7 protein-coding genes are annotated in these 6838 nt (G+C 64.0%); 3 read left to right on the forward strand and 4 right to left on the reverse strand.

Going from position 1 to position 6838, the window contains the following annotated elements; genetic code table 11:
* Positions 1-61: 61 nt before the first annotated feature.
* Entirely contained in the window at positions 62-913 is an 852-nt protein-coding gene (locus DAD99_RS03345) for a hypothetical protein (RefSeq protein ID WP_227007563.1), read from the reverse strand.
* Between the two features lie 90 nt (positions 914-1003).
* The gene (locus tag DAD99_RS03350; protein ID WP_193340319.1) at positions 1004-1822 is read right to left on the reverse strand and encodes an SDR family NAD(P)-dependent oxidoreductase; all 819 of its coding nucleotides are present in this window, start codon (positions 1820-1822) and stop codon (positions 1004-1006) included.
* A gap of 139 nt (positions 1823-1961) precedes the next feature.
* Between DAD99_RS03350 and DAD99_RS03355 the strand changes: the two genes are divergently transcribed.
* A complete protein-coding gene (locus DAD99_RS03355) occupies positions 1962-2333 on the forward strand; it encodes a TfoX/Sxy family protein (protein WP_193340320.1) in 372 nt (123 codons plus the stop codon).
* A gap of 96 nt (positions 2334-2429) precedes the next feature.
* On the opposite strand, the gene DAD99_RS03360 is transcribed toward DAD99_RS03355, so the two are convergent.
* Entirely contained in the window at positions 2430-3833 is a 1404-nt protein-coding gene (locus tag DAD99_RS03360; RefSeq protein WP_193340321.1) for a GntP family permease, read from the reverse strand.
* 51 nt (positions 3834-3884) lie between these two features.
* The gene (locus DAD99_RS03365) at positions 3885-4430 is read right to left on the reverse strand and encodes a gluconokinase (RefSeq protein ID WP_193340322.1); all 546 of its coding nucleotides are present in this window, start codon (positions 4428-4430) and stop codon (positions 3885-3887) included.
* 188 nt (positions 4431-4618) lie between these two features.
* On the opposite strand from DAD99_RS03365, the gene DAD99_RS03370 reads away from it, so the two are divergent.
* Positions 4619-5353, forward strand: coding sequence for a FadR/GntR family transcriptional regulator (locus DAD99_RS03370; protein WP_193340323.1), 735 nt, complete (start codon positions 4619-4621; stop codon positions 5351-5353).
* A gap of 94 nt (positions 5354-5447) precedes the next feature.
* Positions 5448-6838 (forward strand): cbb3-type cytochrome c oxidase subunit I (locus DAD99_RS03375; RefSeq protein ID WP_193340324.1); only part of this gene is annotated, 1391 nt, incomplete at its 3' end.

The following is a 6838-nucleotide window of genomic DNA, read 5'->3' on the forward strand; positions in this document are numbered from 1 at the left end:
AACGAAAAAGAGGACGACGTCGGCACTCCCATGAGTGCCGCCGTCGTCCTCTATGCAAAACCTACGGTGTGCTGGTGGACGTTGTTGTCGGCGAGGGGCTCATGTCCCCTTCCGCCTCGGTGGCGGTAGGCGATGCACTCGAGGTGGGGCTCGCCGTGCCTGTCGAGGAGCCGGTCGAGGTGCCGGTCGGCGAGGAGGCAGCTGAGCCGCCGTCGGCCTTGGCGAGAACCTCGTTCACGAGGTCCTCAAGCTCCTTCTGGTCGTCATCGCCCAGATCGGACCCGCCCTTGGTGGCCACCACCAGCAGCCTGCCCTCCGCAGCGGAGACCTGCATCAGCTTCTCGTTGGTACCCTGGCCGCCCATGCTCAGGGTGGCGAAGGTCTTCGCACCATCCGTTTCCGCCTGCAGTTCCTCGCTGGACACCTCGTAGCGCTGGCCCAGTGCCTCGACGCTGAAGTTGGCGCACTGGTCCATCTTGGCGCTCACTTCCTGGAGCAGTTCGACGGCGTCAGGGCCTTCGCTGCCGGACTGGGCCGACAAAGTGCGCGGCTGGGCGCTCTCGGAGAGGGCGACTGCCACGTCGCCGTTGTCCACCTTGTCGAGGAGCCCGGCAGTGGCGATGGACTTGCAGTCCTGAGGGTCCACCGTCGCCGTGCTCAGCAGCAGGTTGGCGATGTTGCTGCCCTGAGCCACTTGGTCCTGGGAATAGAGCTTTAGTTCGTTGCCTTCCGCATCCCGCATGCCGGCGATGAGTTCGCGCAGTTCATCGTCGCTGTAGACCTTGTCGGCTGCCGCCGCGCTGGTGGTGGCGGTGCCTGTGGGTGAGGGGCTCTGTCCGCCTTCTCCGCCTGTGCACGCCGCCAGGGCCAGAATGCTTGCTGCGGCCAGGCCAATCGCTGAAGTACTGCGCATCGAAACCACTCCTCAAGGATAGGAAGCATACTTGCGGTTTCTAGGTTAGGCCGTTTTAGCTGCCTATCCAACAGGGCGCGGCAAAGCGGCTCAGCGTGCGACGAGCGCCTCACTTGCCTCCCACAGACCCTGCGCCAGCTCGGCGTCGTACGCCTGTGCGTTGGCCTTCGCCAGGGCGCGCTTGGCGTAGTAGGCGCCGGAGATCCAGTCGGTTCCGGCGGTGCCGTTGATGAGCCAGAGCAGGGTGTCGGCGCCCTGGTCCGGGGTGAGCATAAAACGGTTGAGCAGCGTCTTGTAGGCATGCCGCATGGGGCTGGTGGACGCTGCCGCGAAGTTTGTGCGGACTACGCCCGGGTGGAACGCCGCCGTCGTGATTCCCTGCTCGCCGAAGCGGCGGTGCAGCTCGGACGTGAAGAGGATGTTGGCGAGTTTGGCCGTGCCATAGGCGCGATTGGTGGAGTAGCTGTGCTCCGATTTGAGGTCGAAGAGATCCAATTTGCCGAAGCCGTTGGCGGCGCTGGCCGTGTTGATGACCTTGGCGTTGCTGGCGGTGAGGACGTCCATCAGCTCGGTGGTGAGCAAAAACGGCGCCAGATGGTTGATCTGGAAGGTGGATTCGTTGCCGTCCACCGTGAGCTGGTGCCTGCCCATGATGCCTCCGGCGTTGTTGGCCAGGACATCGATCCGTTCGTAGTCGTCTTTCAGCTGCGCGGCGAGGGTGCGGACCTGGCCCAGGTCGGCGAAGTCGCTGACGAAATAATCGGCGTTGAGCTCCTTCGCGATGGCCTGGGTCTTCTCCTCGGAACGGCCGACGACGACCACCCGGTCGCCTGCCTGCGTCAGCGTCTTCGCGACTGCCGCGCCGATGCCGTCGCTGGCGCCGGTGATCACAATGGTGCGCTGGGTCAAGGGATGTCCTTTGGTTGGGGTGGGAACCTGAGAAGTGGGTGCGGACTCCTGCCAGCCTAGCGGTAGCCAATTCTGTCGCCGGCGCCCGAACGGGCATAAGCTGCACAAAGAATCACACCGCAACCCTGGGAGAACCACCATGGAGATGGCCAAAGCGTCCGACGAAGCCAAGGAGCGCTTCCGCTCAGTTGCGCCGGCCAACCCTGAGGTGGTGGTCAAGCCCATGTTCGGCAACCTGGGGGCCTTCGTCAACGGCAACATGTTCGCCGGCCTGTTCGGCGCCACCATCGGGGTGAAGCTCTCCGACGCCGACCGGCAGGAGCTCGAAAGCACCGAGCAGACAGTCCCTTTCGGCCCGGCGGAGCGGCCCATGGGCGGCTACACCGGACTCCCCGAGACGTGGAACGCCGACGGTGACAATGCACGGGCAAAGGCCTGGGTGGGGAAGGCCTTCGAATACGTCGCGGAGCTCCCGCCCAAAGCGCCGAAAGCAGCCAAACCCCGCAAGTAGGGGCGCCCAGGAATACGACGACGACGGCGGGGTGGCCAGAATTTCCCTGGACGCCCCGCCGTCGTACTTCCGTCAGCCGTGGCTGGAGTCAGATCGCTAACCCGCCACGCCGGCGAGCAGGAAAATGACGGCCGCGATGGCGAAGCCCATAACACCGATCAGCGTTTCCATGACGGTCCAGGTCTTCAGCGTGGTTTTGACGTCCATGCCGAAGAAACGGCCCACCAGCCAGAAGCCGGAGTCGTTGACGTGGGAGACCACCACGGAGCCTGCCGCCACGGCGATGACCAGGGCGGCGACCTGCATGCCGTTCAGCCCCGCCAGTGCTACGGCCGGGGCGATAAGGCCCGCGGTGGTGGTCAGGGCCACGGTTGCCGAACCCTGGGCGATGCGCAGGATGGCGGCGATAAGGAAGCCGGCCAGGATCAGCGGGATGCCCAGGTTGCCCAGGACATCTGCCAGCGCGGCACCGATGCCGGACGCGCGGAGCACGCCGCCGAACATGCCGCCGGCGCCGGTGATCAGGATGACCGAGCAGACCGGGCCCAGCGAGGATTCGAGCAGCTTCTCCAGGGCGCCGGCCTCGGTGCCGCGGCGGGCACCGAGCACAAACATGGCCACGAGCACGGCGATCAGCAGGGCCACCGGGGTTTCACCGATGGTGCGCAGGACCTGGAACCACTGTTCCTTCTTGACGGCTGCGTCCAGGACGCCGGAGGACGCGAGGGTGTTCAGGCCGGTGTTGATGAAGATCAGGACGAGCGGCAGGAGCAGGAGGCCGATGATGGTGCGGAAACGCGGCGGGTTGGCCTCGGCTTCGGCGCTGGCGTGGCCCAGGATTTCCGGTACCGGGAGGACCAGTTTCTTGCCGGTCCAAAGGCCGAACAGGTAGGCGGTGACATACCAGGTGGGGATGGCGGCGATGAGACCGGCAATCAGGACCAGGCCGATATTGGCATCAAAGAAGGCTGCAGCAGAGACCGGACCCGGGTGCGGCGGCAGGAAGATGTGCATCACGGAGAATGCACCGGCGGCCGGGAGGCCGTAGCGCAGCACTCCCCCGCCCAGGCGGTGGGCCACGGCGAAGACCACGGGCAGCATAACTACCAGGCCGGCGTCGAAGAAGATGGGGAAGCCGAAGATCAGGGAGGCGAGGCCCAGTGCGAACGGGGCACGCTTTTCACCGAAGACACCGATCAGGTAGTCCGCCAGCACTTTGGCACCGCCGCTGGTTTCAACGATGCGGCCGAGCATTGCGCCCAGGCCAACGAGGAGGGCCACGGTGCCCAGGGTTGTGCCGAACCCGTTTATCAGCACCGGTACCACCTGGTTGGCAGGGATTCCGGTGGAAAATGCCGTCGCGAGGCTGACCGCGATCAGGGCGATCAGCGCGTGCATCCGCAGCTTGATGATCAGGAACAGCAGTACGACGATCGCTGCTGTTGCGATGAGCAGCAGCGGGCCTGCGCCCAGCGTCTGGGTCCATCCTTCGATGACCATGGTTCTCCTTTGAAACAGAATTTATTGGGGTTTGTGAAAATTTGGGCGGGCTCAGCAGTCGGTGAGTTCCGCCTGGGCGGGAAGCGTGAGGCCTGCCAGCACGGCGGCGACGATCTTTTCCGGGGAGTTGGAGATGTCCAGGCGGAGGCTGCCGGCGGCAAGTTCCTGGTCGGTCAGAGGTTCCAGGGTGGCCAGCTGGCTGGGCAGGAGGGTGGGCGGCATGAAATGGCCTTCGCGGCCCTGCATGCGCTGGCCGATCAGGTCGGCGCCGCCGTCGAGGTGGATGAACAGGACCCGGCCCTGTGCTTCGGAGAGCAGGCGGCGGTAGCTGAGCTTGAGCGCAGAGCAGGTGAGCACGGTGCTTTCCCCGGCAGCGGCATGTGCGCTCATCCAGTTCTGGATTTCCTGCAACCAGGGCCAGCGGTCCTCGTCCTGCAGGGGAATGCCCTGGGTCATCCTGTCGATGTTGGACTGGGTGTGGAACTCGTCCGCTTCGGCACAGGCCCAGCCAAGCTGCCGGGAAAGAGCTGCCGCAATGGTGGACTTGCCGGAACCGGCAACGCCCATCACCACCAGGTGCGTGGCTGGATACTGCATGTTTACCTCCGAAGACGCCGTTGGCTAAGTGAAGAACGCTTTAAGCGCACCTCACAGGGAACTGCGCCGGGAGATAAGGTATCACCATTTAGAGCCATAGATACTATCTTTGAGTGTCACAAGTCATACCTTTGGCTTAATCTTCGGTATCCTGTGAGTGCGCTGCGGCGCATAGAGAGGCAGGAAACATGTCGACGGCGACAGTGGACCACGCGGATACCGCGGACGACGGCGGGGCTTCCCCCGCGATGCATGAACGCGTTCTGGAGTCGGTTGGCGTCGCCATCGCATCCGGGAGCCTCCCACCGGGAAGCCGGCTTACGCTTGAGGGCATCCAGCTGGAGTACGGGATTTCCCGCACTGTCGCGCGGGACACTATGAAAGTGCTCGAATCCATGAACCTGGTGTACTCACGGCGGCGGGTGGGCATCGTGGTGCAGGAGCGCGGGCTGTGGAACGTTTACGATCCCAAGCTGGTGAGGTGGCGCCTCGCATCGGCCAACCGCGCCGAGCAGTACGGCAGCCTCACGGAGCTGCGCATCGCCGTCGAGCCGATTGCGGCTGCAGGTGCTGCCCGCCGGGCGAGCGCGGCCGAACGGGCCAGGCTGGTTTTTCTGGCTGCAGAGCTGCGGCGGCTGGGTGAAGCCGGCGAACTCGAGGCGTTCCTGTCGGTAGACATCGAGTTCCACTGCCTGCTGCTCGAAAGCTGTGGCAACGAGATGTTCACCGCATTGGAAGGCATGGTGGCCGAGGTGCTCACCAGCCGGACCAAACAGGGTCTCATGCCCTTCAAGCCGCGGAACGAAGCGTTGCAGGCCCACGAGGATGTTGCGGCAGCGGTGGCCCGCGGTGACGCTGTGGCGGCGGAGACCGCAGTCCACCACATCCTGGACGAGGTCCGGAACGCGATGGGCCTGCACTGACTCTTCCGGGACGCCGCGTAAGTGAGTAGCCTGCACTTAGGGGCTCATGCAAAGGGTCCAACCATGCCGTGCAGACTAATCTGTGAGGTGAAAAATGGCCATCACCGGACATTCACGACTAGGGACCGCTTCAACGGCCGCTCCCCCGGTGGTACCGCTGCGTAAAGGCTCCATGGTGGTCGGCTGGCTCACCTCCACCGACCACAAGGTCATCGGGTACATGTACCTGATCGCCTCATTTGTGTTCTTCATGCTGGCCGGCGTTATGGCCCTGCTCATCCGGGCCGAGCTCTTCGAACCTGGCATGCAGATCCTGCAGACCAAGGAGCAGTACAACCAGCTGTTCACGATGCACGGCACCATGATGCTGCTGATGTTCGCCACCCCGCTGTTCGCCGGCTTCACCAACTTCATCATGCCGCTGCAGATCGGTGCCCCCGACGTCGCGTTCCCACGGCTGAACGCCCTGGCCTTCTGGTTCTTCCTCTTCGGCTCCACCATCGCCGTCGCGGGCTTCATCACCCCGCAGGGCGCTGCTGCGTTCGGCTGGTTCGCGTACGCGCCGTTGAATAACACCACGTTCACCCCCGGCGTGGGCGGTGACCTGTGGGTCTTCGGCCTGGCGCTGTCCGGCTTCGGCACTATCCTGGGTGCGGTCAACTTCATCACCACCATCATCTGCATGCGCGCTCCGGGCATGACCATGTGGCGGATGCCCATCTTCACCTGGAACGCCCTGGTGACGTCCATCCTGGTCATCATGGCCTTCCCGCCGCTCGCGGCGGCCCTGTTTGCCCTGGGGGCCGACCGCAAGTTTGGTGCACACATCTATGATCCGGAGAACGGCGGCGCGGTGCTGTGGCAGCACCTGTTCTGGTTTTTCGGCCATCCCGAGGTGTACATCATCGCGCTGCCGTTCTTCGGCATTGTGTCCGAGATCTTCCCGGTCTTCAGCCGGAAGCCGATCTTCGGCTACAAGGGCCTTATCTATGCCACCATCTCCATCGCAGCCCTGTCCATGACCGTGTGGGCGCACCACATGTACGTGACCGGCTCGGTCCTGCTGCCGTTCTTCTCCTTCATGACCATGCTCATCGCAGTCCCCACCGGCGTGAAGTTCTTCAACTGGATCGGCACCATGTGGCGGGGGTCCTTGACGTTCGAGACTCCCATGCTGTGGAGCCTGGGCTTCCTCATCACCTTCCTCTTCGGTGGCCTGACCGGCATCATCCTGGCGTCGCCGCCGCTGGACTTCCACGTGTCTGACTCCTACTTTGTGGTGGCGCACTTCCACTACGTGGTCTTCGGCACGGTGGTGTTCGCGATGTTCGCAGGCTTCTACTTCTGGTGGCCAAAATTCACCGGCAAGATGCTCAACGAGCGCCTCGGAAAGATCCACTTCTGGATGCTGTTCCTTGGCTTCCACGGCACGTTCCTGATCCAGCACTGGCTAGGGGTCATGGGCATGCCCCGCCGCTACGCCGA

This window comes from Pseudarthrobacter sp. AB1 (assembly GCF_014926485.1).
Classification (GTDB): Bacteria; Actinomycetota; Actinomycetes; order Actinomycetales; family Micrococcaceae; genus Arthrobacter.

Coding starts and splice junctions, on each gene's coding strand:
- DAD99_RS03345 (WP_227007563.1), bottom strand. CDS start 913: ATGCGCAGTACTTCAGCGATTGGCCTGGCCGCAGCAAGCATTCTGGCC.
- DAD99_RS03355 (WP_193340320.1), top strand. CDS start 1,962: ATGGAGATGGCCAAAGCGTCCGACGAAGCCAAGGAGCGCTTCCGCTCA.
- DAD99_RS03360 (WP_193340321.1), bottom strand. CDS start 3,833: ATGGTCATCGAAGGATGGACCCAGACGCTGGGCGCAGGCCCGCTGCTG.
- DAD99_RS03365 (WP_193340322.1), bottom strand. CDS start 4,430: ATGCAGTATCCAGCCACGCACCTGGTGGTGATGGGCGTTGCCGGTTCC.
- DAD99_RS03370 (WP_193340323.1), top strand. CDS start 4,619: ATGTCGACGGCGACAGTGGACCACGCGGATACCGCGGACGACGGCGGG.